This window comes from Agrobacterium tumefaciens (genome assembly GCA_025559845.1).
In the GTDB taxonomy this organism is placed as follows: Bacteria; Pseudomonadota; Alphaproteobacteria; order Rhizobiales; family Rhizobiaceae; genus Agrobacterium.
In genome coordinates this window covers 1181460-1201043 of sequence record CP048469.1, presented here as the reverse complement: position 1 = coordinate 1201043, position 19584 = coordinate 1181460, and the positions used below count along the sequence as shown (strand labels likewise).

18 protein-coding genes and 1 riboswitch are annotated in these 19584 nt (G+C 59.0%); of the genes, 12 read left to right on the top strand and 6 right to left on the bottom strand.

Annotated features, from left to right (window positions below):
* Positions 1–7: 7 nt before the first annotated feature.
* The gene (locus FY156_05895) at positions 8–1018 is read left to right on the top strand and encodes an IS30 family transposase (GenBank protein ID UXS01057.1); all 1011 of its coding nucleotides are present in this window, start codon (positions 8–10) and stop codon (positions 1016–1018) included.
* 985 nt (positions 1019–2003) lie between these two features.
* Here FY156_05895 and FY156_05890 read toward each other — a convergent pair.
* Complete coding sequence (locus FY156_05890) at positions 2004–3176, bottom strand: polysaccharide lyase family 7 protein (protein UXS01056.1); 1173 nt, start codon at positions 3174–3176, stop codon at positions 2004–2006.
* Positions 3177–3511: 335 nt separating this feature from the next.
* Between FY156_05890 and FY156_05885 the strand changes: the two genes are divergently transcribed.
* The 5 genes from FY156_05885 to FY156_05865 all read left to right on the top strand — a co-directional run bounded on the left by FY156_05885 (position 3512) and on the right by FY156_05865 (position 8815).
* Complete coding sequence (locus FY156_05885) at positions 3512–4237, top strand: L,D-transpeptidase (GenBank protein ID UXS03037.1); 726 nt, start codon at positions 3512–3514, stop codon at positions 4235–4237.
* 85 nt (positions 4238–4322) lie between these two features.
* A riboswitch (glycine riboswitch) is annotated at positions 4323–4416 on the top strand.
* Positions 4417–4865: 449 nt separating this feature from the next.
* A complete protein-coding gene (locus FY156_05880) occupies positions 4866–5717 on the top strand; it encodes a LysR family transcriptional regulator (GenBank protein UXS01055.1) in 852 nt (283 codons plus the stop codon).
* 157 nt (positions 5718–5874) lie between these two features.
* Positions 5875–7611 (top strand): penicillin-binding protein 2, encoded by a 1737-nt coding sequence (locus FY156_05875; protein UXS01054.1) that lies wholly within the window; start codon positions 5875–5877, stop codon positions 7609–7611.
* A gap of 40 nt (positions 7612–7651) precedes the next feature.
* Complete coding sequence (locus FY156_05870) at positions 7652–8290, top strand: trimeric intracellular cation channel family protein (protein UXS01053.1); 639 nt, start codon at positions 7652–7654, stop codon at positions 8288–8290.
* A 63-nt stretch (positions 8291–8353) separates the two neighbouring features.
* Positions 8354–8815, top strand: a complete 462-nt coding sequence (locus FY156_05865) for a GNAT family N-acetyltransferase (protein UXS01052.1) — start codon at positions 8354–8356, stop codon at positions 8813–8815.
* An 8-nt stretch (positions 8816–8823) separates the two neighbouring features.
* On the opposite strand, the gene surE is transcribed toward FY156_05865, so the two are convergent.
* Positions 8824–9654, bottom strand: coding sequence for a 5'/3'-nucleotidase SurE (surE, locus tag FY156_05860; GenBank protein ID UXS01051.1), 831 nt, complete (start codon positions 9652–9654; stop codon positions 8824–8826).
* 73 nt (positions 9655–9727) lie between these two features.
* Here surE and FY156_05855 point away from each other — a divergent pair, with 73 nt between their 5' ends.
* Positions 9728–10180, top strand: coding sequence for a winged helix DNA-binding protein (locus FY156_05855; GenBank protein ID UXS01050.1), 453 nt, complete (start codon positions 9728–9730; stop codon positions 10178–10180).
* Positions 10181–10287: 107 nt separating this feature from the next.
* Complete coding sequence (locus FY156_05850; GenBank protein ID UXS01049.1) at positions 10288–10746, top strand: GNAT family N-acetyltransferase; 459 nt, start codon at positions 10288–10290, stop codon at positions 10744–10746.
* A gap of 262 nt (positions 10747–11008) precedes the next feature.
* Here FY156_05850 and FY156_05845 read toward each other — a convergent pair whose 3' ends face one another.
* Positions 11009–13678 (bottom strand): autotransporter outer membrane beta-barrel domain-containing protein, encoded by a 2670-nt coding sequence (locus FY156_05845; protein UXS01048.1) that lies wholly within the window; start codon positions 13676–13678, stop codon positions 11009–11011.
* 544 nt (positions 13679–14222) lie between these two features.
* Here FY156_05845 and FY156_05840 point away from each other — a divergent pair.
* Complete coding sequence (locus FY156_05840) at positions 14223–14741, top strand: GNAT family N-acetyltransferase (GenBank protein ID UXS03036.1); 519 nt, start codon at positions 14223–14225, stop codon at positions 14739–14741.
* A 3-nt stretch (positions 14742–14744) separates the two neighbouring features.
* Here FY156_05840 and chrA read toward each other — a convergent pair whose 3' ends face one another.
* Positions 14745–15935: a chromate efflux transporter gene (chrA, locus tag FY156_05835; GenBank protein ID UXS03035.1), complete on the bottom strand. Its 1191-nt coding sequence runs from the start codon at positions 15933–15935 to the stop codon at positions 14745–14747.
* A 238-nt stretch (positions 15936–16173) separates the two neighbouring features.
* Here chrA and FY156_05830 point away from each other — a divergent pair, with 238 nt between their 5' ends.
* From FY156_05830 to fghA, 3 genes are read left to right on the top strand one after another with little or no spacing between them, the layout of a single operon-like run.
* Positions 16174–16620 carry a YaiI/YqxD family protein gene (locus FY156_05830; protein UXS01047.1) on the top strand — a complete coding sequence of 149 codons (447 nt, stop codon included), beginning with the start codon at positions 16174–16176 and terminating at the stop codon, positions 16618–16620.
* 21 nt (positions 16621–16641) lie between these two features.
* Positions 16642–17304, top strand: coding sequence for a DUF1345 domain-containing protein (locus FY156_05825; GenBank protein ID UXS01046.1), 663 nt, complete (start codon positions 16642–16644; stop codon positions 17302–17304).
* A 37-nt stretch (positions 17305–17341) separates the two neighbouring features.
* Positions 17342–18175, top strand: coding sequence for an S-formylglutathione hydrolase (gene fghA, locus FY156_05820; GenBank protein UXS01045.1), 834 nt, complete (start codon positions 17342–17344; stop codon positions 18173–18175).
* Between the two features lie 43 nt (positions 18176–18218).
* On the opposite strand, the gene FY156_05815 is transcribed toward fghA, so the two are convergent.
* Positions 18219–18707 (bottom strand): hypothetical protein, encoded by a 489-nt coding sequence (locus FY156_05815; protein UXS01044.1) that lies wholly within the window; start codon positions 18705–18707, stop codon positions 18219–18221.
* Positions 18708–18767: 60 nt separating this feature from the next.
* Complete coding sequence (locus tag FY156_05810) at positions 18768–19562, bottom strand: ATPase (GenBank protein ID UXS01043.1); 795 nt, start codon at positions 19560–19562, stop codon at positions 18768–18770.
* Between the last annotated feature and the right edge of the window lie 22 nt (positions 19563–19584).

Below are 19584 nucleotides of genomic sequence, written 5' to 3'. Positions count from 1 at the left end.
AGATGCAATGGAACGCACCTACTCCCACATTGATCTTGATGAACGTCGTAAGATAGCCCGCTGGCGAACGGCCGGGCTGACTGTTAGTGCCATCGCAGAGCAGCTCGGCCGGCATCGCTCAACGATCTTTCGTGAGATCAAACGCAACACTTTTGTCGATAAGGTTGTGCCCGATCTAACCGGCTATTACTGCGTGACTGCGCACGCCATGTCGTGTGAACGACGTGCGAAACTACGCAAGCTGGCGCGGTTCTCGTACGTTCGACAGTCGGTGATCGAACGCATCATGCATGGCTGGTCGCCGCAGCAGATCGCTGGCCGTATGCGCCTGGAGCGCCATCCGGTCTCGGTCAGTCACGAAACGATCTATAAGTTTGCATACTCGTCCGACGGGCATGCGATCAAGCTGTGGCGGCATCTGCCAGAGCATCGTGCTCGACGGCGACCACGACATGCAAGACGCAAGCACGGACAACGGTTTAGTCCAGAACTCAACATCTTGCGGCGGCCGGATGCTGTTGCCGAGCGCAAACAATTTGGTCATTGGGAATGCGATCTGATCCAGTTCCGAAAGAAGTTTGGGAAGGCAAACGTCACATCGCTCGTAGAAAGGGTCAGCCGCTTTGCGATCTTCCTACGCAACAACGACCGGCAATCCCGGCCCGTCATGGATGGCCTTGTTCGTGTCCTGCAAGCCCTGCCCCACCTTGCCCGCCGATCGATCACGTTCGACCGCGGAACAGAGTTCACTGATTGGCCCTATCTTCAGGCAAGCATCGGTACGCAAACCTGGTTCTGTGATCCCCAATCGCCGTGGCAAAAAGGCACTGTCGAGAACACCAACCGCCGGGTGAGGAAATGGCTTTCAAGAGACGTCGACCCACTCACGGTCACCGACGCGGACTTGATAGAAATTTGCAGTCGGCTCAACGCAACGCCGCGCAAATGCCTTGGCTATCGAACGCCTGCAGAAGTTTTCCGCAAGAAAGTTCTCGCGCAGATGCGGCATGCCGGTTAGCTTCGGATGCCCCGCAAGTCGCGGTTCAGCATGAACTCACACTTTTTGGTAGGGCGACAAGGATGCGACGACGTTCAGCCGGCGCCTGATGTGAAGAGCAACAGCGATAAGTGATTACAACATACACGCCAATGGCTCAGGTCATCGGAAAGACTTCACGAACGATCCTGTCTATTCAGCCTCGATTAAGCTCAAAGATTGCAATCTCTACAATGGAACATCGAACGCTTTGTGAGCGTTAGAATTAACGATAGGAGATAAAATTATGAAAATATTCAGCGCAACAATATGTGTTTTATCCGTCGCTATTCTCGCAGGATGTGTAGACGACGGCAGCTATCGGTCTGGCGGCTACTATGCATCCGGTGTCCAGTATCGATCCTACGAGCGAGACAAGTATTACCGCGACTACAACCAAGATCGCTATCACCGATATTATCATCGCAGCGACTACGAACGACGCAACCATGACCGCCGAGATTCTAGCCGTAACCCCGTCAGGATCGATAGCTCGGGCAATACCACCCAATGGGTCGATCAGGGCAACGGTCAGGGTTACCAGCGTGCAGTAGTAAATGGACGTGTTATCTACAGGACTGGTCGGCACAGCGGTCGATAAGCCAAGTGCGACCCGATAAAAACCAGCGTACAAAAGAAAACTCCCGAGCCAACGGAGTTCTAGGTCAGAACTTTGCGCCAACGACAAAACTTTGTGCGTCATAACGACCGCATGGAACGCTTCATTGGCGCCAAGCATCCCTACGTCCTGTCGCAGTCAATACGAAGCAGCTCACGAAAGGGATCTGAACCTGCAGGCGGCACCCCAAATCGATCGGCCCGAGTGCGTATCCGTTTTCATCAGCGGATAGCCACAGCAAGGCGCTCTGTACCCTGCCCTTGCCCCTGCTCTATCTTGCCGTGGAAGGTAGAGATAACCTGCGACGTCGCAGGTTATCTTTGGGAAAACGATGCGCGTTGCTGATCGTCAGCGTGCAAAAATCCTCTGTAACAGGGCATCCACTTCGGCCGTTTCCTTCGCACTGAACTCGCGATCCAGACTTTCGCACAAGGGGCGTGCTTTTTTCATTGCGTCAGGTAGATCGCTGACCGCCTCAAGCAGCTTGGTCGTCTTGACCGCGATGCAGCCCGCATAAAGTTCGACGCTGCTGACGGCTTTTCCGGTTTTCCGGTCGCGGCCGGTCTCTTCGGAGCCGGCGGTTTTATCCTCACCATCTTCTTCCGATTGCTCACGATAGATATCGTGCGTGGGTGTTCCGATCGCCGTGAAGGTGACGCTGCCCTGGCCTTGGCCGACGGTTCCGGCCTTGCTGCCCGGCTTTCCGACCTGAAGGTAGGCGCCAGCCTTGAAATAGAGGGATTTGCCCGGCCAGAAGCTGCTGATGGGATCGACGCCGACGTAATCAACACCTTTGTACGAGACCGTTACGCTCAGCCGTTCGGCATTCGCGTCTATGACGTAGGAAAAGCTGGCGCCCAGCGGGATTTTCGGTTCTTTGCCTTTGGACGATACCAGCCTGAAAACCGTTTCTTCGTGGTCGTCGCCCGCCTTGTCGTCGATGAAATAGAGCTCACCCTTGTCGGTATAATAAAGGCGGCAAAGCTCGTCGTCGGGTCCATGGATCTGGCCGATAACCACTCTGGCGGGCATATCATCATTGGCCTTTGGCAATTGATCGACCTTCAGCGTTGCAGAAAGCCGCCCACCATCGCCGACCTGCCACTCGTACTCATCACCCTTGCCGTCCATCTCTCGCAATTCCGAGCGTGGGTAGTTCGAACCCTTGGTGCGCGCACCATTGGTTGGCGCCACGAAGGTGATCGAGTTCTGCTGCACATCAAAATAGGGCGGTACGGAAAGACCCTTCAGCATCTTGAGTTCGACAGCATCGCCCTCACCGCTTCTCACGCCCTGCTCGTTCACCGGCAAGGTCACCTTCCATCGGCTCAGATCAATTGCGGTGGACCGGCCCGACAGGATGCCCGGCAGGCGTTCTTCTATCGGAATCTTCTTCTTTTTCGGCCTGTCATCGCCATCGATAGCCCCTTCCTGCGCCATCGCACGAGGCGCCGCATTCAGCAAAAGAACCAGTGTGGCGAGGCCGAAGATCAAAAACGCGCGCGCCGTAGCCAGAGGCATGGGATATCTCCGATTATCAAATCAAAAATTGGCAGCATCTGGTGTCGTCATGACGACGACTGAATCTGTGGGCAGGAGTCGCGCCATTGAGCCACGCAGGGTGGCATCGGTCAATTGGCTCTCGCCCGAAAATTGCACCCTGCCCTTCGCCACATCGTGACCCCGGTTGGCAACATGCGATGCTGCAGCATCGATCTGCGTATTTGCGCAGTACCGAATCCGTCGGTTTCGTGGTCTGTGTCGCGCAACCAGAAGGTCCGGGCCAAACCTCATCCCGACCGTTACCTCCAGACATCGACAGCAGAACAGCCTTGGAACAGAAACTCAATTCCCACATGTCGCGCAGGTCGCTGCTTACCCTTGCCGCCAGTTCGGTACTGGCAGTCGGTTGCGTGCAGGCTCCAAAGGCAAAGCTTGAGACCGCCGCCGGCCTCCTGCCCGAGAAGAAGGAAGAGCCGCAACCGCTCGTCAAAACGGCGAAGGAGAACAAGCCTGGGGATAAGGCTGCCGGTCTCGATTACGATGTCATCTATGCCGCTTTGACAGATGGCGGATTTGATGTGCCTGCGGTCAACCACCGCGCCATCGATCCGCAATATCTGCGCCAGGAGGTCGCTTACGCCACGACCGAGCCGGCTTATTCCATTGTCGTCGATACCCGCGAACGGTTCCTTTACTGGGTGCTGCCAAACGGTCGGGCCATACGTTACGGAGTCGGACTTGGAACACAGGGGCGCTCCTGGAAGGGACGCGCCGTCGTGCAATGGAAGCAGAAGTGGCCACGTTGGAAGGCGCCTGACGACATGATTGCGCGCAACCCCGAACTTAAACCCTACGGTGTTGAAGCCGGCGGAATGGCCCCCGGCCCGAAGAACCCGCTTGGTGCGCGCGCCATGTATATTTTCCAGAACGGCAAGGACACGCTTTACCGCATTCACGGATCACCAAGCTGGCGAACGATCGGCAAGAATTCCTCGTCGGGCTGCGTCAGAATGCTGATGCAGGATGCCATCGATCTCTACGACCGGGTCAAAGGCAAGACGCCTCTGCTGGTGATCTGATGGCGCCAAGTGTCAAACTTACGCCATAAACGGCACCATATCTCACGTCGTTCACGCCTGCCGGGTGCCGGCGATGGACAAAACAAATCGAGCAGCGGGAGAGATCGATGTCTCCCGATATCGGCGCCGACGGAGCAACCACCCCGGAAACTCTCAGGCAAAAGGACCGCTGCAAGATCCTGAAAACTCTGAAAAGCGGGCCGAGGCTCGCGCCGATGGTGTAAGTTCACCCTGACGTGGTGAGCGAATCTCTCAGGCCAATGACAGAGGGGGTGCCAGAGGCCCGGAAAGACGGGCAAGGAGCACCTATGCCTGGAAGTCACCCTTCCCCATCGACAATGATGCACGTTATCGCCATCTCAAGACATCGTTCATGGAAACCTGCTGCGCGGGCATTAACCCTGCATGATTTACGCATGCCGGCTGAAATCCAGCCAGCCGATGCGCATGGCGACCTGAAACAGCCACGACGTTTCACCCCGCTTCCCTTCAGGAACTGAACGGCCTCGCGGCGTTTCGCGATAACGGCACCGGACTGGCGTGGCGCAAGCCATGCCGTGACCCTGCCCTGTCGTGACGATGGCCGACGCTCCTCCCGTTCCACAATCTCGCTATCAGGAATATCAAAATGGTCGATTGGGAAGATCTGCGCTTTTTCTCCGCCTTCGCACACCATGGCTCGATTACGGCAACCGCCAAGGCGCTGCGCGTTGACCACACCACCGTCAGTCGCCGCATCGCGTCACTGGAAACAGCGTTGTCTGTCAAGCTCGTGGATCGCAGGCCACGATCCTATGTCCTGACAACCATGGGCCGCGACGTGGCGAATTTCGCCGAGGAGATGAGCCAGTCGGCCTTTGCGCTGAGCCGCTGCGCCTGCAGTGGCCAGAGTGGCATAGAGGGGGACGTCGTGGTATCTGCCCCGCCCTCCCTGCTTTACAGTTTCATTGCCCCACATATTGCCACGCTGCAGATGCAGCACCCGGACGTTCGGCTTCGCCTGGTCGGCACCATGGAGGCCATGTCGCTTTCCAAGGGCGAAGCGGATGTTTCCATCAGCCTGAAGCGACCGAGCGAAGCCACGCTTGTGGCCCGCCGCCTCGGGCAATTGTCCTATTTCCTCTATGCCAGCCCCGCCTATCTGACGCGAAACGGCAGCCCGCTCTACATCAGCTATGACGACACGATGCGCGGGTCGGACCACCATCGCTGGCTGGATGACAGGCTTTCGGCTGACGAGGTGTTCATGTGCAGCAACGATCTGCGCATCCAGGCGGCCGCTGCCGCCGGTGGTGCCGGAGTGGCGCTGCTGCCCGCATATCTCGCCGCCGAACACGGCCTCGTCAGGTTTGACGCGCTTGATCCCGGCGTCAGCATCGATGTCTGGCTGGTGATCCATGAAGACGTGCGCGACACGCCGCGCATCCGCGTTGCCATGGACTTCATCAGCGAAAGCCTCAAGCCGTTATGGCGTTCCTGATTATGCGCAGACTGGGCCTGCGCGATTGCCGAATTCTGCGCGATTTTCCGCCGTGTAGAATGCCTGATGACAGACCCTGTCAGGCGCGTGTGCGGATGCCGGTTCGACCTGCCCACAGGCCCACCCTGCCCCCGATGCATGAGCGTGGAGTAATTTCATGTCGTTGATCGTCCGCACCCGCAAAGGTGCCATTGGCAAGCTTGTTCTATCGCCCAAAAAAACTCGGCGAACATCGCCGGTCCGGCATCGTCAGCGTGTGGCGCTGCTGTTTGCCGCTTTCGCCATCGGTTACGGGGTGATTGCGGCGCGGCTTATCCACTATGGTCAGGTCTCCGAGAGCGACACGACCGCGAGCATTCCACGATCGCCCGGCGCCATTGCCTCACGCCCCGATATTGTCGACCGGCACGGCCAGCTCATCGCAACGGATGTCAATCTCGTGTCGCTTTATGCGGAACCGCGCCGCGTGGTGGACCCGAATGAGGCAATTGAAAAGCTCGCTTCGGTCATTCCCGGTCTCGACTGGGCGGATCTGCACCGCAAGCTTACCTCCGACACCGGCTTTCAGTGGATCAGGCGACAGCTTACCCCCCGACAGCAGGCCGAGATCATGCGGCTTGGCATTCCCGGTGTCGGCTTCAGGCCGGAGAAGCGGCGCTTTTACCCCGGCGGGCCGGTGGCGTCGCATATTGTCGGGCACGTCAACATCGACAATCAGGGGCTGGCAGGTATCGAGCGTTATCTCGACCGGCAGGGTCTGGCGGATCTGCGCGATATCGGCCTGACGGATGCTACGGACCTGAAACCCGTCAGGCTCTCCATCGATCTGCGTGTACAGAGCATCGTGCACACCGTGGTTGTCGATGCCATGAAGAACTATCAGGCGGAAGCGGCTGGCGCGGTTGTGATCGATGTCGACACCGGCGAGGTGCTGGCGATGGCCTCCGCCCCCGATTACGACCCGAACGAACCCTCACGCCGCCTTGCGGATGGCGCAATCGACAAGGACTACGAAAAGGGGTGGTTTAACCGCATGAGCAATTCCGCGGTGGAAATGGGCTCGACCTTCAAGGCCTTTACACTCGCCATGGGGCTGGATGCCGGTGTGGTGGGTCTCAATTCGGTGATCGATGCCTCCCGCCCCCTGAAAATGGGCGGTTTCCTCATCCGCGATTTTCACGGTCGCGGCCGGCCGCTGACAATTCGCGAGGTGTTTCGGTATTCCTCCAACATTGGCACCGCCAAGGTCGCCGATCTGGTGGGACTGGACAATCACCAGCGGTTTCTTTCCAGGCTGGGCCTGCTGTCACGCCTGCAGACGGAATTGCCGGAGGTGGCCTCGCCCACGGCGCCCAGACACTGGAAGAAGATCAATTCCGCGACAATTTCCTTCGGGCACGGTCTGGCGACAACACCGCTGCAGACAGCCGCCGCCGCTGCGGCCCTCGTCAATGGCGGCATGTTCCGTCATCCGACCTTTATCGCCGGCAGCAATGCCCGCAGCCAGATGGACGGGACACGGGTGATCGAGGCCGCCACCAGCGCCAAGATGCGTGAACTCTTCGCCTATAACGGCACGCAGGGCTCCGGCCGAAACGCACAGGTCGCGGGATTCGATGTTGGCGGCAAGACCGGAACGGCGGAAAAGGTCATCAATGGCAGATACGCCAAGAACCTGAACTTCAACACGTTCCTTGCCGCCTTCCCCATGCACCGGCCCCGTTACGTGGTTCTCACCATCGTCGACGCTCCGCTTTCCGGCGAGCGCGGCGGGCGGCTGGCCGCTTACAACGCCGCGCCCATGGTGCGCGATATCATTACGCGGGCCGCGCCACTTCTCGGCGTTCGCCCCTCATTCGGAGACCAGCAGGCATCTCCGCTGATGAACTATTGAGGGTATCTGCAGACATGATTGAATTTTCAGGTGGTTTTCGATGAGCGCGTCGCCCGCCAGCGACATCGTCCATATTCTCTATCTCGTTGCCATCGTCGCGGAGGCGATGACCGCAGCCCTCGCCGCCGGGCGCCGCGAAATGGACTGGATCGGTGTCTTCCTGCTCGGCTGCATCACCGCTCTTGGCGGCGGCACGGTGCGGGATGTGTTGCTGAACCACCATCCCTTGTCATGGGTGGCAAACCCCAGCTACCTGCTGGTCACGGGCCTGTCGGCTCTGGCGACGATACCGCTGGCGCGATACATGCATCATCTGCGCAAGATGTTCCTGTTTCTCGATGCGATAGGACTGGTGGTCTTCACCGTCATCGGTTGCCAGATTGCGCTGACCATGAACCAGCCGCTGGTTGTTGTGGTGGCGGCGGGCATGCTGACCGGATGCCTTGGCGGCGTGTTACGTGACATCCTTTGCAACGAGGTGCCGCTGCTGTTCCGCTCGCAACTTTATGCCACCGTATCGGTGTTCACCGGCCTGGTTTATCTGGCCGCACCGCATCTCGGGCTGTCGCACACGCTCTCCACCCTCCTCGCCATGGGGCTTGGCCTGGTGTTGCGTCTCCTCGCCATCCGCTTTGGCTGGAGCATGCCAAAATTCGTCTACACCAGGGATTTGCATTGACTGGCCGCCTCACCGGTTTAGGGTCCGGCCGTTCCGATATTTTGGCAAAAAAGGATACAGGTCTTGGCGCCATTGATGTTTCGCAAAGCCATCGAGGCCGATCTGCCGGCGATTATCGACCTGCTTGCCAATGACGTGCTGGGCGCCAGCCGGGAATCGACCCAACCAGAAGATATGGAGCGATACCGAGCCGCGTTTCGTGACATCACCGGCGATGCCAACCAGTTCCTGTGTGTTGCGGAAGACGGCGACGAGATTGTCGGAACGTTTCAGCTGACCGTCATTCCCGGCCTGTCACGCGGCGGCGCAAAGCGCGCCCAGATCGAAGCGGTGCGTGTTGCCCAGAGCAGGCGAAACGAGCAGATTGGCGAAGCGATGTTCAAATGGGCCATCGATTACAGCCGCTCGCAAGGATGCGCGCTGGTGCAACTGACAACCGACAAGGCACGCCCCGACGCGCACCGGTTCTACGACCGGCTGGGCTTTGAACCAACCCATATCGGTTACAAGCTGCGTCTTTTGTGAGCGGTACATCATTCTGGATGTGCCGATAGACAAGCAACGGGTATGGTCTGAGAGACTTCGGAACTCGAAGGACGCGTGGTCGCAAAATCCAGGCTTTCGGATGCCGTGCGGTCGAACGCCAGCGGCGTGATAGAGATCGCGCCGCGACGGATAATCTCGGTCTCGGACCGGTCGTCGTCCTTCTCAGCAAGCCGTTCCAGTTTCAGCCAGTGATAACCGATATTGCGCGGATCGGTACCGGAGACCACCTTCACATCGTTCAGAAGACCGGCACCCTGCCGTGCGACGACACAGGGGCCCGCCTCACCCGGATCGGCATCGGGAAAATTGATGTTGAGGCACACCTTGCCGCTCCACGTTCCCCGCACAGCCTTCATGATGACATCCGGCGCCAGCGCCCTTGCCGTTGGCCAGCGAACGGCGAACCGGTCTGAAAAGGCCTGGCTCAGAGCGATCGAGGGAACGCCGAGCAGCAGTCCCGTCATGGCGGCACCGACCGTTCCGGAAAACACCGTTTCAACACCGAGATTTGCACCACGGTTGATGCCTGATAACAGTAAATCCGGCGGGCTTGGCATCAGATGGCGAAGCGCCATGACAACGCAGTCAGCGGGAGTTCCGGAAATCGAAAACGTTCTGTCCCCCCTCTCCGTCACTCTCAACGGCGCATGCAGGCTTAGGGACTGGGCGCTACCGCTTTGATCGTGATCTGGAGCGACAACCCAGACTTCATCGGCGATCTCTTCCGCCACCTGCCTGAGTGTGGCCAATCCCGGTGCATCGATGCCATCATCATTGGTCAGCAAAACACGCCGGATACGGCCGGAGGAAGCAATCATGGGCTCAACTTTCTATTTAACTATAAATCATTAGCTAACATATGTTAGGTAAATCTCCAACTGCCGAATTCAAATGGTCAGCAAGGACAGACAGGTGGACGACGGGGACATATCGAAATTGCGGTCGCGACTGACGCTTCTGGCCAGACGGTTGCGCAAGGAAGCCCAGAGCGACGAAGTGTCATGGTCCAGAATGCTGATCGTCGGCCTGATCGACAGAATGGGCGGACGCGTCACACCAACCATGCTCTCAGCCGCCGAAAGCATGTCCTCCGCCAATGTCGCCGCACTGTTGCGAGACCTTGAAGCACAGCGACTGATTACCCGAACCCCGGACGAACAGGACCGCCGGAAAGTCTGGATTGCGCTTTCCGACGAAGGGAAAAACGTTCTGTCCCAAAGCCGCAAAACCCGCGAAAAATGGCTCGAAACCGCCATGCAGGCGACGCTGACGGCCGACGAACAGAAACAATTGCTGGAAGCCAGCGAACTGATCGAACGGATTGCCTTGTTTGACCGGGGTTAACTGTCGGGAACAATAGCCACAGGTCTCCGCGGCCGCCGCCAGCTTTTGCAGCTGTTGGCTGCTTCGGCTAGTTTCCCCTCATCTGAACTCAAAGTCTGGTTGGACCAGTGCAATCGATTTCGTCTCGGCCCTATCATCTCGAAGATAGCACAGCCTGCCTTGCTGTCTTTGACAGCAATGTCCCGTATTTCTTCGCCGAAGAGGAACGCGCGCAGTATGCAGAATTCCTGACGGGACTTGCCCTGCAGCGCCCTTATCTGGTGTTTGAGGATGGCACTGGCATCATTGCCTGCGGTGGGCTGGAGACCTTACCGGAGAAAAGGACGGCGTTTTTGTCGTGGGGCATGGTGGCGCGCGATCATCATCGCAAGGGTGTCGGGCGACTGCTGACGCAGGCGCGGCTCGAGCTTGCCAGAAACCTGCCCGATGTCGACAGCATTACCTTGAACACCAGCCAGCACACCAAAGGCTTCTACGAGAAGTTCGGCTTTGTCATGACCGAGGTTACGCCGGATGGTTATGGCGTGGGGCTGGATCGCTGGGATATGGTTCTGACGTTAAAATAAGAGCGATGGCTGAAGTCTCTTCTCGGTCGAGTTAGCAAAACCTCGCCATGAAGATGCTTGCCACGAGGGAGGCGCCTTCCCTGCCCGTTCTTTCTCGCATGCGGGGACGGAGCTGTCGCATTGCACGCGGATTTCCACGTCCGCGTCGTGGCGTTAATGCTGTAAGCGATCATCGGCCTGAAGGTCAGGCCCTGCATGGATTGTCCAGAATGAACCGGTCGTGCCTGTCGTTTGGAACGTCAGGCGCGACCGTTGTTTTGCATCACCAGACGATGCGGGCGCCTACGCGGCCGGAGAATAGGCGGAAGTCTTCGCCGCCGAGGTTGAACTCGTAAGACGCGTTCGCATAGATCGAGGCGTTTTCCGAGACCTTGGTGGTGAAGCCTACGCCGAGTTCGAGGCTGGTTTCTTCCCAGGACGGGCGAATAGCGGTTTCATTGAAGTGGATCGTGTCGCTGGCCTTGAACTGATGCCAGACATTGGCCAGCACGAAGGGGCTGAACGGTCGCTCGTTGATCGTGTAGTCGCCTTCCAGACGCATGCCGATACGGCCAGTCCAGGAATCGTTGTTATCGTAGCTGATCCGGCCGCCCGGATCGTTGGCCTCGTTGAAATTCTGGTACTGCCAGTAAATCTGCGCCTGTGGTTCGATAACCCAGTTTTCGGAAATATCGAACTTCTTGCCGGCCTCCAGCGAAGCCGTCCATTCTCGGCCGTGGAAGCTGGTGCTGTAATCGGCAACCGAGTCCGTATCGATGCTGAGCCAGGAATGCATGAGAATGGCGTCGATGTAGGACTCGTCTTCCCAGGTGTGCGTCCAGTAGGCACCAAGGCTATAGGCGTCGACATCGATGTTGCCGATTTCGATGACCCGGTCGTAGATGTTTCGGGCGCGCATATCGCCCCAGCCGCGCGCATAACCGGCCATCACACCAAAGGTATCAAGCTGGCCATCATCATGTTCGGCACGATAGACCGGCGCACCGAACTGCAGGCCCCACTGGTTGCCCTTGAAGCGCTGATCGGCAAAGGAGCTGAGGTCCTGACGGTATTGATCGCCGAAGAAGCGGGTCCAGACGATATCCTTGTCCGCTTCGTCACCGAACCAGGCCTGTTCGCCGTGACGCTCATGGAACGTGCCAAGCGCGACGCGCAGCAGGCCGCGAACAACAGTTGGCGTCGCGCTGAGGATCGGGACTTCAGGACGGATCAGCGTGATGCCGCCATCGCCGTCGTCACCGCCGCCACCGCTGCCGCCGCCGCCCGAACCGCCACCATTGTCACCGCCACCTTCTTCGCCACCGCCACCCGGCAGCAGCCAGTCAGGCAGGTTCGGGTTGCTGGCATCAATGCCCTGGAAGTTGTTGCGCAGGTACCAGTTGTTTTCGGTGCCACTGGTCACGCCGCCCTGAACGAGCTGGTATTCGTAGATACCGGCAGAGGCACGGCGGGCGAGATTGAAGGTGCCCGAGCCTGTGGTCGCACCGTTAATGGCTTCCACGACGAGAATACCGTTCTGCGTCGTCTCCGCACCGGCGCCACCGACATTGGTGACGACGAGGCCGGTGGTGCCCGATGTCGTGCCGTTGGAAATCACCAGCTTATCGGAGGGGGAGCTATCGCTCGCCAGCACGGTATTGAGCCAGAGCTGGCCGCCAAAACCGCGATAATTGCCGACAATGGTGAGGCTGTCCGATGTCGAGTTGGAACCGTTGGTCAGATCGATGAAACCTGAGTTTTGCACCTGAACCAGATTGCCGCCAACCGCCGGGTTGATGCTCCACGTGCCGCTACCGGCTCGCAGATAGCTGGAACCGTCAATGACGAGACCACCCGTCAGAGTTCCAGTGTCCCCCAGTGTCAGGGTGTTGTTCATCGTCAGGTCGGAGCCGTTCGTCAGTTCGATACGTTCCCAGTTGATCAAACGTCCCGGATTGCTGCCCTTGGTATTCGACCAGGTCAGAATGTCTGTGCCGAGACCACCATCGATCTGAATGCCGCGGAGATGTTCATCGGTGAGACCGGAGAAATAGGCCGTGTCGTTGTCGGTACCCATGTCGATACCGCCGATCAGACCGCCGATCCAGACCATGGAATCGGCGCCGGAACCCGCTACCAGCGATCCCGTGACTTCGCCGCCGGACAGCCGAAACTGGTCGTCGCCATCGTCCTGATTGACCGTTGCGCTGACGCGGCCGCCGCGCATGTCGAAAATATCGTTGCCGGAGCCTTGCGAGACGCTGCCGTTAATCTGGCCCGGATCGTAGTTGATGATCGTGTCATTGCCCGTTCCGAGCGAGATGTTGCTCTGGATCGTGCCGTAGTTCTGCACGTAGGTCTGGCTGGCGCCGGTCACGAAGATACCGCTGTTCAGCGATGCTCCAGTGTTGTTGGTGATGTTGGTCTGGCCGTCGCCATTGATGGTGATGCCATTGTTCAGCGTGCCGTCATTGGTGATGACGTTGGTGCTGTTGCCGGTGAAGCTGAAGGCCGAATTGATGAAGGAGTTGGCGTAGTTGTGGACGATATAGGTGCCATCGCCACTCACCACCAGACCACCATTGATGGTGCCGCGGTTGTCGAAGACGAGTCTACTGACATCGGTGATGCCGACGCTCTGCAGATTGCCCGAGGAGTCGACCGTCAGAGTGCCCATCGTGCTGGCCGTGAACGGACCATTCAGGTTGGTGCCCTGTTGTATCTGGACATTCAGGCTGCCCAGGCCGGTTGTGGTGAAGCCCGCCGGATTGCCATCACAGACAACCGTATCGCCAGAAGACGGCGTGGTCGGTGTACAATCGGCAAGTGCCGTTCCCGTGTAGGGAAAGAAGAGCAAGGCGCTGGTAAGCGGCAGTCCAAGCTTCAACTGAAATGCACCGGAGTGCGAAAAGGAAAAGAAACCGGGTATTCTGTTCTGTCTCGAATTACGCATCAAACGTGCCCCCGCACAAGACTTGCAAATAATTGAAAAAGCAGAATTTTATCTGATATGAAATCTCCCGTGCAAATCGGTGGATGCTTCAAACGCATCCCATGAATTTTGCGGCGGCAAGTCGCGATCCTCGCTGGTGAGGCGAGGCAGGCATGCCGACGATCTTCAATTTCCAGCCGATGAGGCTAAAGCGGGAGGAGAATTTCTCGCATCTCCCCTCCAGTCTTGCGCCACCCGGACAATCATGTCGGGGGTATGCGTGATCCGTGTGACGTCTCGTCGGAAATGCCGTCTCAACACGGAAATCGGAGCCTGGCGCCCCTATGTTTCTTATTGTTTCCGAATGTAAGTGACTGATAATAAAACGCAACCAAAAGACTATATGACTTATCCTAGATTGTTTTTCGCAACTTGACGATGGGGTAATTTGAAAGATTCGCGCTAACGTTTAAATACGAGCTGACGGAGATAACACCTGCGTTGTGTTGCGGAAGCTGCTGGCTGCAGGTTGTCTTCAGTGGAATGAGATATGGCGGCAGACATGATTGAATTGATCGATTTCGAACCCAGTCACTTTCCGGTTCTTCGCAACTGGCTCCCGACCGAGCGGGATCTCGTGCAATGGGGAGGCCCCGATCTGGAACACCCTGTTACGGACCGACAGCTTGAAGAGATGATCGCCGAGGGACGGGCTACTCCGCCCAGGCGCCTGAGCTGGATGGCCGTTGATCGCACTCACGCGTTGGCGGGCCATATTCAGGTGGCGCTGGACTGGCGAAATGGTGTCGCGCGGATCGGCCGTGTCATGATCGCTCCGGAGATGCGCGGCAAAGGCCTGGCCCTGCCACTGCTGAAAGCGGCGGTGAGACAGGCGTTCTCCAATCCCGAGATCGAGAGGACGGAATTGAACGTCTATAGCTGGAACACCGCTGCGATCCGGACCTACATCAAGGCCGGGTTTTCTCACGAGGGCGTCAGGCGATCCTCGGCCAAGGTGGGTGATGAGCGATGGGACACGGCCATCATGGGTATGTTGCGCGAAGAGTGGTTATCGCAAGCATGATAATCACCCCAGCAGAATGCCCCCTGCTCCCATCAGCACCACCACCAGCCACGGCGGGGCTTTCCAGATGACGAGGAGTATGAAACCCGTGAGTGCGAGGGTGAAGTCGTAGGCGTTCAGGATGGCACTGGTCCAGACAGGGCTGTAGAGTGCGGCGCCGAGAATGCCGACGACGGCGGCGTTGGCGCCGCGCATGGCGGCCTGAGCCATGGGGCGTTTGCGAAAGCTGTTCCAGAATGGCAGGGCGCCGACCAGCAGAAGGAATCCCGGCAGGAAGATGGCGACAAGACAGATGATCGCGCCGGTGATGCCGTTCGGTTGCAGCTCCATGGCCGCGCCGAGATAGGCGGCGAAGGTGAAGAGCGGTCCGGGAACGGCCTGCGCTGCGCCATAACCGGTCAGGAAGGCATCGTTGCCGAGCCAGCCGGGATTGACGACCTCGGCCTGCAGCAGCGGCAGCACGACATGGCCGCCGCCGAACACCAGTGAACCGGACCTATAGAAGGCGTCGAAAAGGTCCAGCCCTTGCGAACCTGCCACGGAGGCGATGACCGGCAGGCCGACGAGGAAACCGAAAAACGCAACGAGCGAGGCAACGCCGACGCTGCGGGACACCCGAAACGCCAGATGCGGCGTGCCGGTAACGACGCCATCACGACAAAACACCAGACCCGCCAGCGCGCCAAGACCAAGGGCGGCGATCTGGCCGATGGCGCCTGCGGCAAACACCACGATGGCGACGGCGGCAAGCGCGATGCTGGCCCGTTGCCGATCCGGTGCCAGGCTGCGCGCCATGCCCCAGACCGCCTGCGCTACCACGGCAACCGCAACGATCTTCAGGCCGTGCAATAGACCGGTGCCGATGGGACCGTCAAAGGCTGTGGCCAATAATGCGAAGGCCACCAGCAAGATCGCCGATGGCAGGGTAAAGGCGGCCCAGGCGGCAAAAGCACCGAGCGGCCCGCCGCGCAAAAGACCAAGAGCAAACCCCACCTGGCTGGATGCCGGGCCGGGAAGAAACTGGCAGAGCGCAACGAGATCGGCATATCCGGCTTCATCGATCCACTTGCGGCGCACCACAAGCTCGTCGCGAAAATAGCCGAGATGAGCAATCGGGCCGCCGAAAGAGGTCAGACCAAGTTTGAGGAAGGCAAAAAATACCTCCGCCGGCGTGCCATGCGGCTGTCCTGCCATGCCTTCACTGCCCGTCTCTGCCGAAGATGTCACCACTGCCCCTCGCCCATGCTGCCCGCAACGCTATGCGGATGCCCGATGACCGTTTTATGAAGGCAATGGCTTCAAATGCAAAGCAGCACTGGCAGATCAGCGAGCGCGCACCTCTTTTATGGCATTCTGCAACGGTGCGGGGTTGGTAATCCCTTGTAATGACGATAAAAGCGCCTGAAACGCCAAAAACAGCGAAGAAGTATCCATGCCGCAAATCTATGTCGATGCCGATGCCTGCCCGGTGAAGCCGGAAATTCTGAAGGTTGCGGAACGGCATGGGCTGGAAGTGACCTTCGTGGCCAATTCCGGCCTGCGCCCGTCACGCGATCCGATGGTGCGCAATGTCATCGTGTCCAGCTCCTTCGATGCAGCCGACGACTGGATTGCCGAACATGCCGGCGAAGACGACATCGTCGTGACCGCCGACGTGCCGCTGGCGGGGCGCTGCGTCGCCAAAGGCGCGCTCGTGACCGGACCGACAGGACGTGTGTTCGACAAATCGAATATCGGCATGGCCACAGCCATGCGCGATCTTGGCGCGCATCTGCGCGAAACCGGCGAAAGCAAGGGTTACAACGCGGCATTTTCACCGCGCGACAGATCGGCGTTTCTGGAGACGCTTGACCGGTTCTGCCGTCGTGTCAAAAAATGACCGGCAAGCCGGAGCGCGCCCATGACAACAACCACCCAGAAGAGCAGTTCGTATCGTCGGCACCAGCCGTTTTATGTCGCCTTTCTCGTCGGCATCGTCGGGCTTGTTCCAGCGGTGATCTTCATGCCGTCGCTGGCGGTTGAAATTGCCGCAATCCTGTTTTTCCTGACCTATCTGGTCATGATCGCCGTGCGGCTGCCGCAACTGACGGCACGGCACCTGAAGGCGCATGCCGATACCGATGACCTGCCGGCACTTGCGATTACCGGCGTCACGCTTCTCGCTGTCGGTGTTGCCGTGGTCTCGCTGTTTCTGGCGTTGAACCATGCGGCCGGACAGACCGTGTGGACACTCTGCCTCGCCTTTGGTTCGGTAATCCTCGGCTGGCTGACCATCCACACCATGACGGCGCTGCATTACGCCCATCTCTACTGGCGCCCGACGACTGTGGACGGCAAGCCGCAGCACCGTGGCGGCATGGATTTTCCCGATACCAAGGAACCCTGCGGTTTCGATTTCCTCTATTACGCCGTGGTCATCGGCATGACGGCGCAAACCTCCGACGTCGCCCTGACCACGACCTCCATGCGCAAGGTGACCTTGCTGCATTCCATCGTTTCGTTTTTCTTCAACACGATCCTCGTCGCCGCTGCCGTGAATGCGGCCGTCGCGCTGGCGGGCTGATCCTTTTTACATTCAAGCATCATCAAGGACTGATCTCATGAATATCATTTCGCAAAATACGGCGTTCGGCGGCATGCAGGGCGTATTTTCCCACACGTCGGAAGCCTGCAAGAGCGAAATGACCTTTGCCGTTTACGTACCGCCGAAAGCGATCAACGAGCCCTGCCCGGTTGTCTGGTATCTTTCCGGCCTGACCTGCACCCATGCGAACGTGATGGAAAAGGGCGAGTACCGCCGCATGGCATCCGAACTCGGCCTGATCATCGTCTGCCCGGACACCAGCCCGCGCGGCAATGACGTGCCGGACGAACTGACCAACTGGCAGATGGGCAAGGGCGCGGGCTTCTACCTCAACGCCACCGAAACGCCCTGGGCCGAGCACTACCAGATGTATACCTACATCACCGAGGAGCTGCCGGCTTATATCGCCACACATTTCCGTGCGGACATGAACCGCCAGGCGATTTTCGGTCACTCGATGGGCGGACATGGCGCGATGACGATTGCGCTGAAGAACCCGGAGCGCTTCAGGAGCTGCTCGGCTTTCGCACCGATCGTCGCCCCGTCTTCCGCCGACTGGTCGGAACCGGCCTTCGAAAAATATCTCGGCGCTGACCGTGCCGCATGGCGCCAGTACGATGCCTGCTCGCTGGTGGAAGACGGCGCGCGTTTCCCCGAATTCCTCATCGATCAGGGCAAAGCCGATGGCTTCCTGGAAAAGGGCCTGCGTCCGTGGCTGTTCGAGGATGCGGTGAAGGGCACCGATATCGGCCTGACGCTGCGCATGCATGAGCGCTACGACCACTCCTATTACTTCATCTCGACCTTCATGGACGAACATCTGAAGTGGCATGCCGAACGTCTCGGCTAAGACGCCAGAGCGGAGCGCTCTTTTTCACGCGATTTTCGAATTGTCAGGGAAAGAGCGCGGTTGCCAGAGTTGCCGGACCGGGATGATTGAGGCGGAATTCGCGGATCACCCGTTCGGCAACGCCGTAGGCCAGTTCCTGCTCGAGCGACTGGCCGTTCAGCCCCACCACCGTCGCGGTGAATTTTGCCTCGGCAATCACCTCGCCCGTCGAGACGGCCGCGGCGCGAACGATGACGCGGGCGGATGCCCTTTCGCCAAACAGCATCGAGGCGCGGGTTACCGATGCAAGGCGGATTGTCAGCACCACCCGCGGCCGCATCTTTTCGCGCGCCGTCATCTTGATGGCGTTCAGCACCTGCGCATGAATGGATTGCATGAGAGGCGCGGAGACATCGGGCTTTGCCGCCACGAACGCACCGCGCACATCGTAAAGAAGCCGCCCAGCGTCAGTCGCTTCCGGCTCCAGCCGGAAAGACATGAGCGCGAAACACGCCAGCACAAAAATGCCAAGGCGCCCTGGACGAATGGACATGACCTGCGGCTCCCCTAACGTAAGGTAGCCACATATTCGATCATCAGGGTTAAAAAAGCGTCAAGCAGCCGCTTTCAGCGCCGCCAGAAGCCCGGCCGCAGCCCGCATCTCCACCAGCTTGTAGGCGCGGCGTTCCAGCGCTTCTTCGTCTTCGCCCCATTGTTCCGCCGTCCAGTCCTCGTCGAGATGGGCGAGCGCCCAGGCTTCTTCGAGCGTCAGCTCCTCTTCCGCCACGGCCAGCGCCAGAATGGCGGAGCCGGTCAGCGTCGTCATGGTGTGGAGAGCGGCAAGCGCGATCGGCGTATCGTATTTACGCAGCGTGAACGCGAAGGCCGACACAGCCTCTTTCGGCTGCTCCTGATGCATGACACCTTCGATCAGGATGAAACGTGCGCCAAGCGTATTGGCCGCCCAATCCAGAACCGGGTCCCAATGCGTGGCCTGACGTTCCACCAGACGGGCGGGATCGCTGGCGCGGTAGCAGAGGAGATCGCTGGAGGAAAACCGCAGGATATCTTCGAACACAGCCTGCGTGTCGCTGGCAATGCCGTCGATTGCCGTATTCACATGGCGCGAAATCGGCATGATCGCCGGATTGACGACCTCCGTCTGCGCATCCCATTCGTCACGCAACAGGTCGGCCGCAGCCTTCGTCGGCACGGTCAGGCTGTGCTTGGCGGGTGTGCGCAGGGTCTTGCCATCGAGAAGAATGGCAAAACCGCCCTCTTCCGCCTCGGCAATCGTCACGTCCTTGTAAAAACGCTTCGGCAAGGGGCGCTGCATCTGCTTTTGGGCGCGCAGGATCGGATCGGGGTGGCTCAGCCCCTCGGAAAGATCGTTCAGGAGATCGCGCATCACACGTCCTTCTTGGTCTCTG

What these genes read in the sequence shown, in the direction of transcription:
- FY156_05895 (UXS01057.1), top strand. Translation starts at nt 8, where the DNA reads ATGGAACGCACCTACTCCCACATTGATCTTGATGAACGTCGTAAGATA.
- FY156_05890 (UXS01056.1), bottom strand. Translation starts at nt 3,176, where the DNA reads ATGCCTCTGGCTACGGCGCGCGCGTTTTTGATCTTCGGCCTCGCCACA.
- FY156_05885 (UXS03037.1), top strand. Translation starts at nt 3,512, where the DNA reads ATGTCGCGCAGGTCGCTGCTTACCCTTGCCGCCAGTTCGGTACTGGCA.
- FY156_05880 (UXS01055.1), top strand. Translation starts at nt 4,866, where the DNA reads ATGGTCGATTGGGAAGATCTGCGCTTTTTCTCCGCCTTCGCACACCAT.
- FY156_05875 (UXS01054.1), top strand. Translation starts at nt 5,875, where the DNA reads ATGTCGTTGATCGTCCGCACCCGCAAAGGTGCCATTGGCAAGCTTGTT.
- FY156_05870 (UXS01053.1), top strand. Translation starts at nt 7,652, where the DNA reads ATGAGCGCGTCGCCCGCCAGCGACATCGTCCATATTCTCTATCTCGTT.
- surE (UXS01051.1), bottom strand. Translation starts at nt 9,654, where the DNA reads ATGATTGCTTCCTCCGGCCGTATCCGGCGTGTTTTGCTGACCAATGAT.
- FY156_05855 (UXS01050.1), top strand. Translation starts at nt 9,728, where the DNA reads ATGGTCAGCAAGGACAGACAGGTGGACGACGGGGACATATCGAAATTG.
- FY156_05845 (UXS01048.1), bottom strand. Translation starts at nt 13,678, where the DNA reads ATGCGTAATTCGAGACAGAACAGAATACCCGGTTTCTTTTCCTTTTCG.
- chrA (UXS03035.1), bottom strand. Translation starts at nt 15,935, where the DNA reads ATGGCAGGACAGCCGCATGGCACGCCGGCGGAGGTATTTTTTGCCTTC.
- FY156_05830 (UXS01047.1), top strand. Translation starts at nt 16,174, where the DNA reads ATGCCGCAAATCTATGTCGATGCCGATGCCTGCCCGGTGAAGCCGGAA.
- FY156_05825 (UXS01046.1), top strand. Translation starts at nt 16,642, where the DNA reads ATGACAACAACCACCCAGAAGAGCAGTTCGTATCGTCGGCACCAGCCG.
- fghA (UXS01045.1), top strand. Translation starts at nt 17,342, where the DNA reads ATGAATATCATTTCGCAAAATACGGCGTTCGGCGGCATGCAGGGCGTA.
- FY156_05815 (UXS01044.1), bottom strand. Translation starts at nt 18,707, where the DNA reads ATGTCCATTCGTCCAGGGCGCCTTGGCATTTTTGTGCTGGCGTGTTTC.
- FY156_05810 (UXS01043.1), bottom strand. Translation starts at nt 19,562, where the DNA reads ATGCGCGATCTCCTGAACGATCTTTCCGAGGGGCTGAGCCACCCCGAT.